Origin of the sequence: Streptomyces sp. NBC_01622 (assembly GCF_045209635.1) — a bacterium.
In the GTDB taxonomy this organism is placed as follows: domain Bacteria; phylum Actinomycetota; class Actinomycetes; order Streptomycetales; family Streptomycetaceae; genus Streptomyces.
The window spans coordinates 5,232,439-5,248,872 of the sequence record NZ_CP109293.1; the positions used below are offsets into that span (position 1 = coordinate 5,232,439).

General features: G+C 68.5%; 16 protein-coding genes and 2 pseudogenes. 9 read left to right on the plus strand and 9 right to left on the minus strand.

All coding sequences use genetic code 11. The annotated features are described in order from the left end of the window. Positions 1-56 precede the first annotated feature (56 nt). The 4 genes from OH768_RS23710 to OH768_RS23725 are packed head-to-tail and all read right to left on the minus strand — an operon-like array spanning position 57 to position 2,802. Complete coding sequence (locus tag OH768_RS23710; RefSeq protein WP_406456691.1) at positions 57-1,043, minus strand: zinc-dependent alcohol dehydrogenase family protein; 987 nt, start codon at positions 1,041-1,043, stop codon at positions 57-59. A 38-nt stretch (positions 1,044-1,081) separates the two neighbouring features. Further along, positions 1,082-2,053 (minus strand): alpha/beta fold hydrolase, encoded by a 972-nt coding sequence (locus OH768_RS23715; RefSeq protein ID WP_406456693.1) that lies wholly within the window; start codon positions 2,051-2,053, stop codon positions 1,082-1,084. After that, entirely contained in the window at positions 2,050-2,340 is a 291-nt protein-coding gene (locus tag OH768_RS23720; protein WP_406456695.1) for a YciI family protein, read from the minus strand. The genes OH768_RS23715 and OH768_RS23720 overlap by 4 nt, the downstream gene beginning before the upstream one ends. A 54-nt stretch (positions 2,341-2,394) precedes the next feature. Then, complete coding sequence (locus OH768_RS23725; protein WP_406456697.1) at positions 2,395-2,802, minus strand: nuclear transport factor 2 family protein; 408 nt, start codon at positions 2,800-2,802, stop codon at positions 2,395-2,397. A gap of 344 nt (positions 2,803-3,146) precedes the next feature. Here OH768_RS23725 and OH768_RS23730 point away from each other — a divergent pair, with 344 nt between their 5' ends. The 8 genes from OH768_RS23730 (at position 3,147) to OH768_RS23765 (ending at position 9,382) form a co-directional block, all read left to right on the plus strand. Continuing rightward, positions 3,147-3,449 carry a tautomerase family protein gene (locus OH768_RS23730; RefSeq protein ID WP_019064730.1) on the plus strand — a complete coding sequence of 101 codons (303 nt, stop codon included), beginning with the start codon at positions 3,147-3,149 and terminating at the stop codon, positions 3,447-3,449. 44 nt (positions 3,450-3,493) lie between these two features. Then, positions 3,494-3,928, plus strand: a complete 435-nt coding sequence (locus tag OH768_RS23735; RefSeq protein ID WP_406456699.1) for a heme-binding protein — start codon at positions 3,494-3,496, stop codon at positions 3,926-3,928. A 49-nt stretch (positions 3,929-3,977) separates the two neighbouring features. Further along, on the plus strand, positions 3,978-4,811 hold the full coding sequence (locus OH768_RS23740) for an alpha/beta fold hydrolase (protein ID WP_406456701.1): 834 nt from the start codon (positions 3,978-3,980) through the stop codon (positions 4,809-4,811). A 98-nt stretch (positions 4,812-4,909) separates the two neighbouring features. After that, on the plus strand, positions 4,910-5,188 hold the full coding sequence (locus OH768_RS23745; protein ID WP_406456703.1) for a WhiB family transcriptional regulator: 279 nt from the start codon (positions 4,910-4,912) through the stop codon (positions 5,186-5,188). After that, a complete protein-coding gene (locus OH768_RS23750) occupies positions 5,185-5,349 on the plus strand; it encodes a hypothetical protein (RefSeq protein WP_406456705.1) in 165 nt (54 codons plus the stop codon). Before OH768_RS23745 ends, OH768_RS23750 begins: the two co-directional genes overlap by 4 nt. Positions 5,350-5,372: 23 nt before the next feature. Then, on the plus strand, positions 5,373-5,609 hold the full coding sequence (locus OH768_RS23755) for an STAS domain-containing protein (RefSeq protein WP_406456707.1): 237 nt from the start codon (positions 5,373-5,375) through the stop codon (positions 5,607-5,609). Positions 5,610-5,644: 35 nt separating this feature from the next. After that, complete coding sequence (locus OH768_RS23760; protein ID WP_406456709.1) at positions 5,645-6,472, plus strand: alpha/beta fold hydrolase; 828 nt, start codon at positions 5,645-5,647, stop codon at positions 6,470-6,472. 87 nt (positions 6,473-6,559) lie between these two features. Further along, positions 6,560-9,382 (plus strand): AAA family ATPase, encoded by a 2,823-nt coding sequence (locus tag OH768_RS23765; protein WP_406456711.1) that lies wholly within the window; start codon positions 6,560-6,562, stop codon positions 9,380-9,382. A 1,026-nt stretch (positions 9,383-10,408) separates the two neighbouring features. Here OH768_RS23765 and OH768_RS23770 read toward each other — a convergent pair. The 3 genes and pseudogenes from OH768_RS23770 to OH768_RS23780 all read right to left on the minus strand — a co-directional run. After that, a pseudogene (locus OH768_RS23770) lies at positions 10,409-10,690 on the minus strand (hypothetical protein); the annotation flags it as partial. A gap of 12 nt (positions 10,691-10,702) precedes the next feature. Then, positions 10,703-12,385: an RHS repeat-associated core domain-containing protein gene (locus OH768_RS23775; protein WP_406456713.1), complete on the minus strand. Its 1,683-nt coding sequence runs from the start codon at positions 12,383-12,385 to the stop codon at positions 10,703-10,705. A gap of 264 nt (positions 12,386-12,649) precedes the next feature. Then, entirely contained in the window at positions 12,650-12,823 is a 174-nt protein-coding gene (locus OH768_RS23780) for a hypothetical protein (protein ID WP_406456715.1), read from the minus strand. A gap of 45 nt (positions 12,824-12,868) precedes the next feature. On the opposite strand from OH768_RS23780, the pseudogene OH768_RS23785 reads away from it, so the two are divergent. Continuing rightward, positions 12,869-14,150, plus strand: a pseudogene (locus OH768_RS23785) (tyrosine-type recombinase/integrase). A gap of 219 nt (positions 14,151-14,369) precedes the next feature. Here the strand turns inward: OH768_RS23785 and OH768_RS23790 are convergent. Both OH768_RS23790 and OH768_RS23795 read right to left on the minus strand, forming a co-directional pair. Beyond that, positions 14,370-15,743 carry a low temperature requirement protein A gene (locus tag OH768_RS23790; protein ID WP_406456717.1) on the minus strand — a complete coding sequence of 458 codons (1,374 nt, stop codon included), beginning with the start codon at positions 15,741-15,743 and terminating at the stop codon, positions 14,370-14,372. Continuing rightward, positions 15,740-16,327, minus strand: coding sequence for a TetR/AcrR family transcriptional regulator (locus OH768_RS23795; RefSeq protein ID WP_406465412.1), 588 nt, complete (start codon positions 16,325-16,327; stop codon positions 15,740-15,742). Before OH768_RS23795 ends, OH768_RS23790 begins: the two co-directional genes overlap by 4 nt. Positions 16,328-16,434: the final 107 nt, after the last annotated feature.

Here is a 16,434-nt window from a genome sequence, read left to right on the forward strand (position 1 = left end):
CAACGGCAAGGAGCCCGGCAGCGCACCAGCGCGCTGCCGGGCTCCTTGCCGTTGGGTCAGGCCTCGATGTCGACGACGATCTTGGCGTGGGCCGAGCCGTCCTCGACGTCCGCGTGGGCCTGGGCGACCGCGTCCAGGGTGTAGCGGCGGGGGTCCAGCAGCGGCTTGAGCAGACCCGCGTCGGCCAGGGCGGCGGCTTCGCGCAGGATTTCGCCGTGGTGCTCGCGGCCCTTGCCGGTGAGCATGGGCAGCAGGGTGAAGACCCCGGAGTAGGTGGCACCGCGGAAGGAGAGCGGGGCCAGGCTGTGGCTGCCCCAGCCCAGGGCGCTCAGGACGTGCCCGGTGTAGTGGCGTACCGCGGCGAAGGAGTTGTCCAGTACGGTGCCTCCGACGGTGTCGAAGACGATGTCGAAGCCCTCGCCGCCGGTGTGGGCGGCGACGTACTCCTCCACCTCGGTGGTGGCGTAGTCGATCGCGGTGGCGCCGAGCCGTCGGACGGTCTCGGCGTCGGCGGCCGAGGCGGTGGCGAAGACCTCGGCGCCACGGGCGCGGGCGATCTGCACCGCGACATGCCCGATGCCGCCCGCACCCCCGTGCACCAGGACCTTGTGCCCGGCGCCGACCCCGGCCCGGTCCACCAGCCCCTCCCATGCGGTGACGACCGACAACGGCAGCGCAGCGGCCTGGCGCATGGTCAAAGAGGCGGGCTTGTGGGCCAGCAGGCGGGCATCGGCGGCGGCGTACTGGGCCAGTGACCCCTGCAGGTCGCCGACGCCGCCGCTCAGCCCGTACACCTCGTCGCCGACGGCGAAGCCGGTCACCTGCGGCCCGACCTCCTCGACAGTGCCGGCCAGGTCCAGGCCCAGCACCGCGGGCAGGACAGCACGGGCATGTGCGGCCAGACCGGCGCGAATCTTGGTGTCCAGGGGGTTCACACCGCTGGCTGCGATCCTGACCAGGACCTGGCCGGCGCCGGGCACCGGTGTGGCGATGTCGGCGAGTTCCAGCGGGGTGGCGAATTGTCTGAGCACGGCTGCGCGCATGGTCACTGTCTTTCGGTGGGTCGGGGTGGTGGCCGCCGTCATGAGGGGCGGTGGAGCTGGGGTTGGGCCGCTCGCGCGGGGATCGACAGATCGAGGACCGCTGCCGTGAAGGCGGCGGGGTTCTCCTGGGGAAGGTTGTGCCCTGCGTGCGGCACCCGGCGGTGGGTGCGCGGACCGGTGAAGTGCGCCGCCGACGCGGAGCCGTCGGTGGCGGGGAAGTTGCCGTCCGCCTCTCCGTCGAGCGTGATGCTCGGGACGGGGATGCCGGGTTGGCAAGCGAGTTGTCGCTCGATCGCCCCGTAGGAGGGGGCACCAGGTGCGAGGCCGAGGCGGTGCCGGTAGGAGTGGATGACCACGTCCACATAGTCCTCATTGCGGAACGCCTCGGCGGTGCGGTCCAGGAGCGTGTCGCCGAAGTCCCATTCGGGTGAGTTGCGCCGCCAGATCACCTCGGCGATGTCCCGGCGGTTGGCGGTCAGGCCGCGCCTGCCGCGTTCGGTGGCGAAGTAGTGGAAGTACCAGAACCCGGCTTCGAGGTCGGGGCGCAGGGGTTGGGCGGCGGCGGTGATGTCCTGGATGAGGTAGCTGTTCACCGACACCAGCCCGGCGCAGCGCTCGGGCCACAGCGCCGCGACGACGTTGGCGGCCCGTGCGCCCCAGTCGTAGCCGGCCAGCACGGCACGCGGCAGTTCCAGCGCGTCCATGAGCGCGACGACGTCGGCCCCCAACGCCGCCTGCTGCCCCGACCGTGGGGTGGTGGCGTCCAGGAAACGGGTGGGACCGTGGCCCCGGAGGTAGGGGACGATCACTCGCATCCCGGCGGCGGCCAGCTGCGGGGCGGCATCGACGTAGCTGTGTACGTCGTAGGGGAATCCGTGCAGCAGCAGGACGGCGGGGCCTTCGGCCGGGCCCGTCTCGAAGTAGGCGATGTCCAGAACACCGGCCCGCACGGTGTGCGGGGTGCCGAGCCCGGTAGATCCTACGGACGGCGTCGTCGCTGCGGGGATCACGGGCGCAGCAGCCACTGGGCGTCGGCGCTCGCGCGTGAGGGGCGCCAGTCGATGACCGTGTGCGTGGCCACCTTGGCGATGCCGAACGGGTCGAGGGCCAGGATGCGGTCCAATGCCTCGCGGTCGGCGGCCCGGGCCAGGATGAGACCTCCCACCCTGGGGTCCTGTCGGCCCGAGGCGAGGAAGTGGCCGGCCGCGTAGTTCTCCTCCAGCCAGGCGTTGTGGGCTTCCAGGTGGCGGTCGATCTCTTCGAGCGGCGCGGTGTAGTTCAGGATCACAACGAACATGGCGTGCACTTCCGATCTTCAGGTGGGACGGTCAAGGGGGTGCGGCGGCAGGGGTCAGGCGGGCTGGACCCGGGCCCAGAAGTCGTTGAACTCGACGCTGTCGAAGAACGCGACAACGCTCACGATCCGCTGGTCACGCATCGTCAGGAACCAGGCGTAGGTGTTGTCGTAGCGCGAGCCGTCCCGCACCGTGGCGCTCGCGTCGAACAGGGCGACCACGGTGTCCCCGTCGGCGTACAGCGCGCGGACGGACGGCACCAGCGGGCTGCTCATCCTGGCGTTGAACGGGGCGATGACCGTGCTGATGAACGCCTCGCGGGTGGGGTAGGTGCCGGAGGCGACGCTGTTGCCGACGATGGTCCAGTCGGCGTCCTCGGCCAGCAGGTCGAACACCCCACCGGTGCCGGCGGCCCAGGCGTCGAACGCCTCCGCGACCAGCTGCTTGTTGGATTTCCCGGACATGGGGTTTCTCGTTTCATCGGTGGGGGATTTCGGCGGCTGCGCCGTCCCTTCCCAGGGTCGTCGCCGCCCCACGGCCGGGCATGAGTCATCCGACCCGGGTTTCCCCGCCCCGAGCCCGTCCGGGCCGATACGGCGCCGTCCCGATGCGCTCGTCACAGGCACCCGACCCACCTGGTGCGGTGGTGTCACCGCGGGCCGCACGGCTCCGGTGCGAGGGCGGCGCCAGACAAAAACCCCCGGCAGTCAGGTCGGATGACCGGTGCGGTCCGGATGCCCCCGGGGCGACGCTTCAGTTGTCCCCGCCACTCGGCAGGGACAACGCATCCCGACCCAAGGAGCACCCCATGCCGTTCGTCAACGTCAAGCTCGTCGACGGAGTGTTCACCACCCAGGAGAAGCACGACATGGCCGCCGCCCTCACCGAGGTCATGGTCAAGTTCGAGGGATCCGAGGCCTTCCGCGAGATCGTCTGGGTCCTCATCGAGGAACTCCACACCGACGGCTGGCACATCGGCGGCAAGCCCTTCGCCGGCCCCGCCACCCTCCTCGACACCCTCGGCCGCTCCGCCGCCACCTACCAGACCATCGACGGCCACCCCGTCACCCGCCCCGACCTCGCCAAGGCCGCCCCCTACCAGGAGAAGTGACACCACCCGGCACGACCTCCGGCACGACCCGAAGAGGAACGGCCATGCCCATCACGCAGATCTCGCCCGTCATCCTCACCCTGGACGACGCGGCCACGGCCACCGCCGCAGGCGTCCACAAGGCCACTGAGCTCGGGGTTCCGTACACCTTCACGGTCCTCGACGGCGGCGGCAACACCGTGCTGGTGACCCGGATGGACGGCGCGGCGCTCGCCTCCATCGACACCTCCCGGGCCAAGGCCCGCACCGCGGTGTACTTCGGCGCCGCGACCGCGGATCTGGCCCCCGCGGTGCAGTCCGGCGCCCCGCTGTCCTCGATCCAGACCGCCACCACGCTCCCCCTGGCCTTCGTCGCCGGCGGCGTCCCGATCACCGACGCCCGCGGGGTCGTCGTCGGGGCGCTGGGGGCCGGCGGCGGATCACCCGCGCAGGACCACGAGGTCGCCGTCTTCGCGGTCCAGGCCCTGCGCCGCCGCTGAACCGGCACCCCTCCCCTCCCCTTTCCCCACCCACTCAGGAAGCGAAGCCATGCCCTACATCACCGTCGCCAAGGAAAACACCACCGACGTCGACCTGTACTACGAGGACCACGGCGAGGGCTCGCCCGTCGTGCTGATCCACGGCTACCCGCTGGACGGCAAGTCCTGGGAGCTGCAGATCCCGGCGCTCCTCAAGGCCGGACACCGTGTCATCACCTACGACCGCCGGGGCTTCGGCCAGTCCAGCCAGCCCACCACCGGCTACGACTTCGACACCTTCGCCAACGATCTCGACGTACTGCTCGACGTACTGCGCCTCAAGGATGTCGCCTTGGTCGGCTTCTCCATGGGTACCGGCGAGATCGGCCGCTACATCGGCACCCACGGCACCGACAACCTGCGCAAGGTCGCGTTCCTGGCACCCATCGAACCGTTCCTGCTGCAGACCCCCGACAACCCCACCGGCCTCCCGGCCGACGTGTTCGACGGGATCATCTCGGCCGCGGAGTCGGACCGGTACGCCTGGTTCACCAGCTTCTTCAACGACTTCTACAACCTCGACGTGAACCTGGGCACCCGCATCAGCGAGGAGGCGGTGCGCGGCAGTTGGGGCACCGCCACGCGCATGTCCCCGTTCGCGTCCTCGGCCGTGGTGCCCAGCTGGCACACCGACATGCGCGCCGACATCGCGAAGATCGACGTGCCGACGCTCATCCTGCAGGGAACCGCCGACCGGATCCTGCCGATCGACGCCACCGGGCGGCAGTTCACCAAGGCGGTGCCGGCCGCGCGGTACATCGAGATCGACGACGCCCCCCACGGGCTGCTGTGGACCCACGCGGACCAGGTCAACACCGCACTCGTCGACTTCCTCGCCTCCTAGTCGGCACGCGGGCGGGCGGGAGCCCGGCAACTGCCGCCTCCTGCCCGCCCGTACACCGCCCGCCCCCTCCTTCTACTTCCGCGGAGAAGAAATCAACCATGAACGCCAGTCCCCTCGCCCCCCTGCTCGACGCCTGGCAATGGCAGGCAGACGCCGCCTGCCGGGGCATGGCATCGGCCGTGTTCTTCTCGCCTCCCGACGAACGCGGCCACCGCCGCCGCAGGCGCGAACAGCGCGCCGTTGAAGTCTGCCGGGCCTGCCCGGTCCTCGACAGGTGCGCCGCGTTCGCGCTGAGCACCCGTCAGCCGTACGGAATCTGGGGCGGCCTGACCGAACACCAGCGTGACATCCCACGCCCCAGGCCGAGGGCCGCGTGAACGCGGCCGGCCTGCCCCATCCCCAGGACGCACCCCCTCGCCCCGTCCCGGGACTGTGCATCACCGCGCAGCGCACCCCGGACAGCTGGACCCTGCACGTGAGCGGCGAGATCGACCTGGCGACCGCACCGGCCTGGAAAACGAGATCCGCGCCCACCTGAGCTGCGGGCCGACATCGGTCACCGTGGACCTCAGCGCGGTGACCTTCGTCGACTGCTCCGGACTCGGCGCCCTGCTGCGCTGCCACGCACGCACCGTCCGCGAGGGCACCACGGTCCGTATCGGACCCGTCAGCGCCTCGGTCGCCCGCCTCTTCGCGCTGGTGCGTGCCTTGCACCCACTGCCCGACGGTCTGGTCCAGGACCAGGGGCGGCCCGTACCTGCACCAACCCCTGGACGCCTGGTCCTCAGCGCCGCCTGACCCGCTCGCCCCACCACCTTCCAAGGAGATCCACCATGTCCATCCCCCGCCCCCGGCTGCGTACTCTGCTCATCACCGCCGCCGTCACGGCTTCGGCCAGCCTGTCCCTGATCCCGTTGGCCTCCGCCCACACCACCCCCGCCGCCCCCAAGCCCACGGTGGTACTGGTGCACGGCGCCTTCGCCGACGCTTCGAGCTGGAACGGCGTGGTCGAGCGCCTGCAGCGCGACGGCTACCCGGTCATCGCTCCGGCCAACCCCTTGCGCGGCCTGGCCGAGGACTCCACGTACGTCGCCAGCGTCCTGGCCAGTGTCAAGGGGCCGGTCATCCTGGTGGGCCACTCCTACGGAGGCGCCGTCATCTCCCAGGCCGCCGCCGGCGACCGCCAGGTGAAGGCCCTGGTCTACATCGCCGCGCTCGTCCCGGACAAGGGCGAGAAACTGAGCGCGCTGTCCAACAAGTTCCCCGGCACCAACGAACTGGCCCCCGCCCTGCGCCCGGTGCCCTTCAGCAACTCCGACGGCACCGGCGGCTCGGACCTGTACGTCGACCCCGCCCGCTTCCGGGCCGTGTTCGCGGCCGACCTGCCCGCCTCCCAGACCGTCGTGATGGGCGCCGAACAGCGCCCCGTCGCCGCCGCCGCGTTCGCCTCCTCGGCCACGGCCGCCGCCTGGCGCACCATCCCCTCCTGGGCCCTGGTCGCCCGGCAGGACGAGGCGCTGGGCGCACCGCTGGAGCGGTTCGAGGCCCGGCGCGCCCACTCGCACACCATCGAGATCAACAGCTCCCACGTCGCGATGATCTCCCACCCCGGCACCGTCACCCACCTCATCGAGGACGCCGCCACCAGCACGGCCCCCTAGAGAATCAGTCCCCTGGAGAAGAGACCGACGCAGTGCGGTGCGGCGTCGAATAGAGTCGGGACAGACAGGGGAAAGAGGCGCCTCCTCATGAGCGCAGAGCACCTGGGCACCGAGGGCCAGGGCGTCGGGACCGGCCTGACCGGCCGGTCCAGCGAACTGGACCTCATCCGAGCAGTGATCGACGACACCGCCCGGCTCGGCGGCTCGCTGACCCTGTTCGGTGATCCCGGTGTGGGAAAGTCCGCCCTGCTCGACGCCGCCGCCGATCTCGCCGACGCCCGGGGTATGAGGACGCTGCGGGCGGCCGGCGTCCAGTTCGAGGCCAATATCGCGTTCGCAGGCCTCAACCAGCTGCTGGTGCCACTGGTCCCGCTGTTCGCGGAACTCGGCCCGGACCACGAGAGCGCTCTACGAGTGGCACTGGGCTTCGGCGAGGGCGCGACCCCCTCACGCATCCTCATCTCGACCGCCGCGCTGTCCCTGCTCCTGCTCGCCGCACGAGAACAGCCACTGGTCGCCATCATCGACGACGCACAGTGGCTCGACGACGCCAGCGCAGACGTCCTGTCCTTCGTGGCCCGGCGGGTCGCCGGAACTCGTGTGCGGGTGCTCTCGACAGTCCGTACGACCGGGGAGCCCCTCCGCGCTCGCGGCGACGTCAACAGCCTCACCATGCGTTCCCTGGACGACTCGGAGTCCGAGGCCCTCCTGCTCGCCCGCTACCCGGACCTGGCCGAGCACGTGCGCCGGCGCATCGTCTCCGAGGCCCAGGGGAACCCGCTCGCCCTCGTCGAACTGCCCGCGACGCTGGCCTCGGACCGGTACCCCACGGCGGACATGCTTCCCACCGTGCTGCCGCTGACCGAACGGCTCACCCGGATCTTCACCGCCCGGATCGCCGCGCTCGCACCGGAGACCCGGGACCTGCTCCTGCTGCTCGCCCTGGACGGTTCGGGCCAGGCGCTGTCCGCCGAGAGCGTGGTGGGACCCGATGCCGCCGACCACCTCGACATCGCCGAACGCGAGCGCATCATCGTCGTCGACAGCCGCCACTCCGTCGTCTTCCGCCACCCGCTGGTGCGCTCCGCAGTCGTAGAACTGGCCCGTCCCGAGCAGCGGCGCAGGGCCCACCGGGCACTCGCCGGCTGCCGACGCGCCGATCCGGGACGCCGTGCCTGGCACCTCGCCGACGCGTCCTACGGCCCCGACGAGGAGGTGGCCACCCTCCTTCAGCACGAGTCGATCCAGGCACTCAAACGCGGGGACCCCTCCGCGGCGGTGGCGGCGATGACACGGTCGGCCGATCTGAGCCCGGATCCCGAGCACCGGTCACAACGCCTGGCCGGGGCCGCGTACTTCGCGGCCGAGGTGATGGGAGACCTCCAGTCGGTCTCACAACTCCTCGCCGACGCGCGCCGTCTGGACGCCGACGTCGGCTCGCTGGCGACCGCCTCGGCCGCGGCCTCGCTCATGCTGTACTCCGACGCGGACGTCGTCTCGGCCTTCCGGGTGCTCACCACCGCTCTACGGGCTCCCGGGACGGAGCCGACCGCGGAGGAGATCAACGCCGCGATCTGGGTCCTTTCGGTGATCGCCTCGCTCAACGGACGCAAGGAGATGTGGGACCCGTACCTCGAACTCGTCGACAAATACCGCTACTTGCTGCCGGAGGGCCTGCTCGTCCGCTCCGAGGTCGTGTCCAACCCGGCCCTCGTCTCCCCGGAGGCACTGCACACCCTGGACCAGGAGATCGCGACACTCGCGACGGAGCTCGACCCCGGGCAGATCATCCGCGTCGGCTATGTCGCCAACGACGTCGACCGCCTCGCCGACCTGCGGGAACCGTTGCTGCGCGTCTGGCAGGACGCCGCACGCACAGGGGCTGTCGCCTCCGTCACCAACGCACTCATGCTGCTGTGCGCGGAGAGCTACCTCGCCGGCCGGTGGGACGACACCCAGCGCTTCGCGGAGGAGGGACTGGAGCGCGCCGAGTCCTACGGGTACGTCAACTTCGTCTGGTTCCTGCACTACAGCAAGGCGCTCGCCGCAGCCGCGCTCGGTCAGCAGGACGAGGCGGAAGAACCGCTGGAGGCAATGCTGGCCTGGTCGATTCCGCGCCAGGCCTTCATCGTGCCGCAGCACGTGTACCGCGTACGGACCCTCGCGGCGATCGGCCGCGGCGACTTCGAGACGGCGTACACAGAGGCGACCAAGATCAGCCCACACGGACTGGAACCCGGCACCGCCCGACAACTCCAACTCTTCGTCGCCTACGACCTCGTAGAGGCAGCCGTCCGAACCGGCCGGTCGGACCAGGCGCGCGAATACGTCGAAGCGATGCTGCGGATGGACATCACCAAGATCTCCACCCGCTGGGCAATGCTCGTGGCCGCGGCACAGGGGCTGGTGTCCGAGGGAGAGGTGGCGAACGTCCAGTTCGAGCGGGCCCTCGCAGCGGCGCCCGAGAACCTGTGGCCCTTCGAACGCGGACGCGTACTGCTGGCCTACGGCGAACACCTGCGCAGGGAGCGGGCCACCGTCGAATCACGCATCCACATCAACGCCGCGCTGACGATCTTCGACCGGCTGCGGGCCGCACCATGGGCCGAGCGCGCGAGGACCGAACTGAGAGCAACCGGCGTATCCCGACGCCAGACAGGCTCGACGGACACCCGGCTCACTCCCCAGGAGTTGCAGATCGCCACGCTCGCGGCCTCAGGGCTGACGAACAAAGCGATCGGCGAACGGCTGCACCTGTCCGCCCGCACGGTCAGCGGACACCTCTACAACGTGTTCCCGAAACTCGGCGTCACCGCCCGCGCCGGCCTGCGCGACGCACTCACCGCTCTCACAGCACAGGAAGACCTGCCGCCGGGTGCGGTGGTACGCCAGACCACCGACGGCCGGTGAGCTCTCAGGGCCTGGCGTTTCGTCTGGTCAGCGGCCGACGGCAAACCCGGCTCGGGCGGAGCCGTCCTTGGAGCGGATTGTCGATCGCGCCCCAGGCGGAGCGCATTGATCGCGGCATTGTCCGGACGCCACAACCCTGCGGCCCCAAGCACGCCTGCGAGCGCACGGCAGATCGGGCTCCGTCCGCACAACCGCTGCACGCTCGGCCACCGCATGGCCACCACGTCGAACCCGACAGACCGAAGCGGACCGGCAGTACGGAGCAAAAGACCAGTTCACAGCCCTGCGAGCCGAAACGCCCACCGGCGGAGTTCTCGCCAAGCCGTCCGTGACACTGCTGTCGCACTGCCAGAGATACTGCGACCGGCCGGAGAGACAGACGAAGGCCCCTGTGGAACTCCTACAAGCCATCGGGTTCCCCACGGACACGTTCCACCTGACTCGTCATCCTGGCCGCCGATGTCGAGTCGGTGACAGGCGCGGCGCCTCGTTCGTCGACAAAGCGTCAGGACAGCGCTCAACCGTGCCGTATCACCTGCTCAATGAACCGAAGCAGCGTAGACTACGAGACTTTCTTCGGGTCCGCTTTGGAATCTATTCATCACTTTACGAACCGGCCACAAAACGGTCCCGTCAGGAAGGAGCAAGGAAGCGTTTACCTCCCCACTCGAATCCGCATCGTCGACATTCCAGGATCCCCCGGCAGGTCGTCTGATCACTTCACCCACGTAGGCGCCGAGGGCGAAGAGCCTCCCGCCGGTTTCCTCAGCCAAGAGTCCACCAGGCTTTACTTTTCCTCGGACTACCGAATCAGACATGAAGCGCTCAATCTCACGCACGCTCGACGGACTGAAATCAGCTTCATACCCAGAGCTCTTCAGAGCTTTCGAGATCCATTCGGAATAGATTCGAATGTCATCCAGGAGACCGTTCTTCCCCATTGCAAGCCGCCCGATCGATTACGGTGAATTATGGACCATTACACAGGCTGGTGGATGCCGCCCTGCCCACCAGCCCGGTCAGGCCCTAATGGAACCTACGTATGCCCACTTCCACGCCTTGCTGCGTACCATACTCAATAATATCCTTCAGCACCCCTTCCTGGGTATCCGACAAGCCACTGCCCGGCACACCGATCTCCAGTCTCCGCACTTTAATTTCATTCTGTGCAATCTTTACACCTCCATCTTCAGGCCCAGTGAATCCAGCCATAAGGCGGACAAGCTTGCGGCCAGCACCTCTAATCCCGGCCGCCGCCTGATAGGACTTAAGACTGGCATCAATGGACTTAACGCTCGTCGCCGCACCTGTTGTGCTATCTCATTTATCAATGGTTTTGAAATTATTCGACAGGTTCCCACCGAGCATTTCTTCGATCTTGAATCCGCGCGGAGAGGCCGGCAAGGACCATACTGATTCCTCAGGGACAGTTCCGCCAGCCTTTGCCAGCCCATAGAAGCCAAAGCTTCCGCCCAGCATCCCCGATATTACGGCGGTCCTGTAGAGAGAGTTGCGCATTTCGCAAACCCAGTCGCCGTCTTCACAGCTGACCAAGTCGGGGATCTGCGACAGGCCTTCCGTATTCGCAGACGTGTCGACCACGCCATCGGCCTTGCCAACGGCCCCGGCACATGCGTCCTTGACCATGTATCCGTAACTGGCGCAGTCGACCGTCCCCGGGGTGGAACTGTCCGATGACGTCGAGCTCGTGGTCGTAGTTGTAGTAGTCGTCTTTTTCTTCTTCGGGCAGGGCAACGAAATATCGTAGAGGCAGGTGCCTCGCGTACCGCCTGGGTCAAGTCCCGTTGCATCGCTGAAGTTCGTCGGGTTGTTGCCGGAGTAGGCGTAGGCGTTGAGCCCCTGCGGGTCGTACGGCGAGGTCAGCGGATCCGTGCTCAGAAAACGGCCCAGCGTCGGGTCGTAGGCTCGGGCTCCGAGGACGGAGAGCCCAGTCGAGTCGTCCTCCGTCTTCCCCAGGAAACCGCGGTCGATATTGCTGGACAACGAGCCGGTGCGCTGACCGCCGAAGGGGAGGTACCGGCGGCGGGCAGAAGTACCGGTGGCCGTATCGATGCTGAGCTGAGTGGAATTCTGCCCGTCTGACATCAACCAGGTGAGTGCGCTGGTACCGGTACCAGCGACGCGCGCGGCACAGGTGGAGGTCCCGTCGCTGTAATAGCGGGTGGCAACTGGGCTGGCAGTGCCGGTCTTGTGGATTTCCTGGCCGCTGAGGTAAAGGACGGTTTCGGTCGGGGCCACCCTTTCCAGCAGGTTGCCGTCGGCGTCGTAGAGGTAGCTGGTGCTCTTGTCGCCGCCCGTGGCGTGGATGGTGGTCTGGGTGAGCTGACTGAGGGCGTTCCAGGCGTAGTCGGTGCTGATGCCGGACTCTGTGCGGGACTTCATCCGGCCGGCGGCGTCATAGCTGTAGGCGTCAGTGCCACTGGATGTGTTGATGCTGGTGACACCGTGCGGCTGGGCGGCTCCCGCGGTGTAGGTCGACTGATCGGCGGAGTAGCCGGGGTAGACGTAGTCACGGACACTGGCACCGGCGGAGGTGGTCGTGGTGACCTTCTGCAGGTTGCCGATGCCGTCGTAGGTGTAGTCCAACTGGTACGGCGACAGAGTGGTACTGGTCAGGTCCGGGGTGAAGGCTCCAGCGCAACCCGTGGAAGCTTCGGTAGTCCATGCTCTGGTGATGCGGTTCAGTTCGTCGTAGGTGAAGCACTCATTTTGGGTGGTGAGGTTGTCCTTCAACGCCGTGGTCTGACCGGCTGCGTCTCGGGTGTAGGTGTCGTTCTGGACCGTGCCCTTGGTGCTGGTGATCGTGGTGATGTTGCTCAGCAGGCCGGTGCCGGTGGCATCGTCGTAGGAGTAGCTGCGCTGTGCCGTCGTCGTGGTCGTCGCGGTGGTGCCGTATGTACGTCCAGAGAGCCGACCCACCGTGTCGAAGTCGGTGGCATCGACATACGTGGCACCGAGTGAGCTGGTGACTCGGTCGGGCATGCCCAGGCCGTCGTAGGAGGTCGTAACGGTTTCCTCGGCGAGACCGCCGGCGGCCGGGTACTTGACGCTCGTCTGGTGATCAGCGGCGTGGGTTTACTCCGTTGTTCGAGGTCTGCATGGCCCCAGGCAGCTGCCCATCCGCGTCGTAGCTGGGGATGCCGATCTGGTTCCAGGAGGCGGTGGCCGGGCCTGTCGGGGGTCAAGGAGCCCAGACACCGGGAAGTTTGCAGACGATGCTGGTGACGACGGTGCCACCATCCATCGTCAACGTCGGGCCCACCTGCAGGGTCGCGCGGGTGCGGACAGCACCCTGCCGTCACCCACGTCGGCATTCGATCCGACCGTGCCGTAGGCGAAGGTCCACGGCAGCTGACCCGGGTGGGTCTCGGCGGCTACATGGTCGGCGCTGTCGTAGGTGCGGGAGGTCTTGGACGTCATCTCATTTGGTGATTCTGCGGTAGCAGATGAGGGTGCAGGCGCCGCATGGCCCGCACCGAACCCGCAGTGCGCCGCAAGGTCCGTGAGCTGGAGAAGCTCCGAGACAAGGGACGCGCCCCGGTGGCCGGCCGCAAGCCGACCGTAGAGCAGTAGATGACCACGTACCTGACCGACATCGCGAGCCTGAAGCTGAAGCCGCGTTCGCTCGATGACTACCGGTCCAAGACCCGCAACGACATCGTCCCCGGTGTCGGGAAGCACCGCATCGACAAGCTCGCCCCAGAGCACCTTGAGCAGATGTACCGGGCCATGCTCGACGCCGGGCACGCAACATCCCATGTGGTGAAGGTGCACCGCATCCTGTCGCAGGCCCTGAAGATTGCCCACCGCCGCCGGATGATCGGCGAGAACGTCGCCACGCTGGACGACCCGCCCTCGATCGACGAGACCGAGGCGAACCCATTCAGCCAGGAAGAGGTCAAGGCGTTCCTGGAGGCGGCGGCCAAGCGACCCACGTTCATGCGGTGGATCGTCGGGGTCGGCATGGGGTTCCGGCAGGGCGAGACCCTGGGACTGCGCTGGCCGTACGTCGACCTCGCGGCCGAACTGTTCCACCCCAAGCGGCAGCTACAGCGCCTGACTTGGCGGCACGGCTGCGGTGACGCGCGTGCTTGTGGGACACGTCTTCACCGCTTCGAGCCCTGCCCGCCGAACTGCGCCAGGCACAAGAACTACAAGCGCGGCTGCCCGAAGCCGTGCACCGCGACGTGCGTCAAGCACGCGAGCATCTGCCCCGACCGCAAGGGCGGAGGACTGGCCGTCACCCGCCCGAAGACCAAGAAGAGCACGAACCCCGTACCGATCCCGCCCCGCCTTCATCCCCTACCTGATCGCCCACAAGGCGCAGCAGGACGAACTACGCGAGGCGGCCGGCGAACTCTGGCAGGAACACCACCTCGTGTTCACCCGACCCGATGGCCGACCCATCGACCCCCGAGACGACTGGGAGGAATCCAAGGAACTGCTGACGGAGGCGGGCATCGGCGACCGTCGCCTCTACGACGGGAGCCGCCACACGGCCGGCACGATCCTGAACGAACTCGGGGTCGACATGCCGACGATCATGGAGATCCTCCGCCACACCCAGATCAGCCAGACCCGCCGCTACGTCAAGGGCCGCTCGCACCTCTCGAAGGACGCCATGCGCCGCATGGGAGACACCTTCCTGCCCGCCCAGGAACCGGCCCCGGAACCCCCAACTGAGACTGGAACTGAGACTAAGGACCGCCGAGCCGCCCGCGCTCAGCGCCGCCGCCGCGTCCGCTAAACACGAAAGCCCAGCTCAGACACTGTCTGGGCTGGGCTTCGGAGGGAGCCCCCTGTCGGATTCGAACCGACGACCTACGCATTACAAGACCGGGCAGGATCTTGCTGGGTGGTTCCGGACGCTGACTCGGTGTCCGGAACCACCAGGTCAGGACAGGTGCCGCTCCGCGCTCAGTCCACGCAGTGATGGCCTCTGCCACCTCATCCGCTCACGCATCGCTCACGCAGAAGGGGGCGCTGACCAGCGTGTTCGCCCCTTCTCCAACCCCTGCTTCCATCCCCAGCCAGCCCCGGGCCTTTCTGAACTGGACGTGGATGCTGCGTCTGTCGGATCGGGGGTGTCAGCGTTCTCACGGTTGTTGCCCGGCTCGTGGGCCGCTGTCCGCCCCTCGAATGCGGTCAGCGCGATGAGCGTCACGCTGACGACAGCGAGTGCTGCCAGCGCGGGCAGGTATCGGGCTACGGGGAGCAGAATCAGTAGCGCCGCGGCGGCAGCCAGTTGCGCGGGCGGCACCTGTCGGACGGTCAGCCTGGTGAAGGCCGCGCGACCTGCCAGGTATACGGCGGTTCCTGCACACAGGGCGGTTGACGCGGGCCAGGTCAGCGGTGCGCCGAGGTTCGATGCGCTGCTGTCGGTGATGGCCGTGAGTACTTCTCGGGCGCCGAGCGCCAGGTAGAGGACGCCGGCGATCAGCAGGAAGTGGACCATGGTGTAGGCGTCGCGGGCGATCCGGGCTCGACGTGCCGGGGGTGCGTGCTCCAGCGTGTCCTCGGCGGCGGCGGCGAGGTGCTCGAAGTAGAGCCGCCACAGGCAGACGACGGCCGCGAAGCCGAGTGCCGCGGCGAGGAGCACCATGGTGCGGGACACCGAGTCCCCTGCCCCCGCTCCGGCGGAGATCAGAGATTCGCCCAGCACGATGATCAGGACCATGCGGTGGCGTTCGGTGAAGTGGCCGGGGCTGCGCACCTGCCACCCGCCCACCCGGGAGGCGATCCAGCCCCCGCCGAAGTCGATGGCGAACGCGACGGACCACAAAGCGGTCTGCCACGTGCCCGCGAGCACGGCCCCGGCGATCAGGGGGGCCAGCGAGAGGGTCTGCGGGATCGCGTCGGCCAGCAGTTGGACGCGCAGCCTGCTGTCTTCGGCGGCGGCGGTCAGATACAGGCCGAAGTAGACCAGTCGCACGACGATGAAGGCCGCGGCCAGGATCAGCGGCGCGTCCACCGTACCGGTGCGCCGGCTCCACGCGTCCGGCATCACCAGGGCGGCGATGAACAGCGCGGCCATGACCACCAGCATCCCGGCCCGGACCACGCCTTGGTCGGTGCGCACCCGGTTGCCCAGCCAGACGTAGGCCGCCCAGGACCACCACAGCAGCAACAGCAGGATCAGGCCCTGGGCCAGGGTGGTGGCCGTAAGCGACCGGGCCATGAACGAGACGACCCGCGTGATCGCGAAGACGAAGACCAGGTCGAAGAAGATCTCGAAGGAGGTCACCCGGTGGGACTCGCCGGCCATCGCCGGGCGGCGCCACGAGTCGTCCACCACCGGCCCGGCGGAGTCGCCCTCGCCGGCACCGACGCCGGTGCTCACGAGTGGTCCTGGGTGCGATACGGCCGGCCAGGAAGCTGATTCTCCGCCGCCACAGGGTCTTGAGCGCCCATCACGGTGACCCAACTCGCCGCGGGCAGGGGGGCACCGACCCCGCGCATCAGCGTGTCGACCACCACATCGGCGGCCTGCGCGGGACTGAGGTCGGGCAGGTCCTCGGCGGCGTGCCGCATCAGCGGCGGAAGGAGCGCGGCCACCCAGCCGGGCGGCAGGTCGGAGCGCAGCAGTCCCTCGTCGGTCGCACGCCGCAGGAAGGCGTCGACCTGGTCGATCAGGCGTTGGCGGCGCTCGCGGATCGTCTCCTCGGCGTGCAGACGGCTGGTTTCCACCGGCCATTTCCGGTTGGCCGCGATGATCCCCTCGACGTAGCGGTGCAGCGCCACCGCGACCGGGGCCTGATCGAGCCTGGCGGCGTCAACGGCCTGCTCGACCGCGTCGTACCGGGCCTGGTAGACGGCGGCCAGGAGTTCTTCGCGGGAGGCGAAGCGCCGGTAGACGGTGCGCCGATCCACGCCCGCCTCGGCTGCGATGGCGGCGATGCTCGCCGAGGCATCGTCGGCGAGCATCCGCGCCCCGGTGCTCACGACAAGTTCGAGGTTGCGCGCTGCGTCGGCTCTCATGGTCGCGAGTATACACACTTACGAGGTAGATAGACCAATTACTGTCCCGCTCT